The sequence below is a fragment of the Aminobacter sp. P4_H6_2 genome (assembly GCF_056400805.1).
The window spans coordinates 1-1,100 of record NZ_JBFUKO010001028.1; the positions used below are offsets into that span (position 1 = coordinate 1).

Annotated in this window: 2 protein-coding genes; both read left to right on the forward strand. The window is 60.3% G+C overall.

Translation table 11 applies throughout. The features are described 5' to 3' along the window. Positions 1–540 (forward strand): CorA family divalent cation transporter (locus tag AC1DUU_RS32665; RefSeq protein ID WP_476787425.1); only part of this gene is annotated, 540 nt, incomplete at its 5' end. 83 nt (positions 541–623) lie between these two features. After that, on the forward strand, positions 624–1,085 hold the full coding sequence (locus AC1DUU_RS32670) for a MaoC family dehydratase (protein WP_476787426.1): 462 nt from the start codon (positions 624–626) through the stop codon (positions 1,083–1,085). The last annotated feature ends 15 nt before the right edge of the window (positions 1,086–1,100 follow it).

Consider the following 1,100-nt stretch of genomic DNA (forward strand, 5'->3'; position numbering starts at 1 on the left):
GTCTTGGAGCGTGCTTCGCGTGGTGTGGAGGCGATCTCCAAGGACATCTTCAACCCGACCGCCACCAAGGCCTCGAAGCGCGACCGCGACTTCCAGCGCCTGCTCAAGGATATCGGCCGCAAGGAAACGCTGACCTCCGACATCCGCGACAGCCTGACCTCTCTGCAGCGCCTGTCGGGTTTTCTTGCCAATGCCGTTGGCCTGGGCAAGAACGGCAAGGATGCCAAGGCACACGTCAAGACCTTGTCGCGCGACGTGCTGTCGCTCACCGACCACGCCAATTTCCTGTCGCAGAAAATCACCTTTCTGCTCGATGCCACGCTCGGCATGATCAACATCGAGCAGAACGGCATCATCAAGATCGTTTCAGTGGCAGCGGTCGTGTTCCTGCCGCCCACGCTCGTGGCCTCGATCTACGGCATGAATTTCGAACTGATGCCGGAGCTGAAATGGCTGTTCGGCTACCCCTTCGCGCTCGGCATGATGGTCGTCTCGGCGATCCTGCCCTATTGGTATTTCCGCCGCCGCGGCTGGCTGTGAGCCAATAGTTAAGCCTTGGCCGTGCCTTGCGGGCGACGTCACGCAGGTTCATGATAATCGTACAATCTTGAACAGGATTTCCGATGAGCGCCAAGAAATGGGCCTATGAGGATTTTGGCGAGGGCGCCGTGCTGGACCTCGGCACCAAGATCGTCAGCGCAGATGAGATCGTCGAATTCGCCTCGGAGTTCGACGCGCAGCCGTTTCATCTCGACGAAGAAGCCGGCAAGGCGAGCATCCTGGGCGGGCTATCGGCGTCGGGCTGGCACACCTGCTCGATGTTCATGCGCATGCTGTGCGACGCTTTCCTGCTCGACTCGACCTCGCAAGGCGCGCCGGGCATCGACTATGCGAAATGGAAACGGCCGGTGCTGGCACGCGACACGCTGAACGGCAAACTGACCATCCTGTCCAAGCGCCTGTCACGCTCGAAACCGACGCTCGGCTTCGTCAGCTGGCGGGCCGAACTGGTGAACCAGAAGGGCGAGATCGTTTTCGAACTTGCCAACACCTGCATGTTCCTCACCCGCGAGGCAGCGGCATGACGCTCGACGAATATC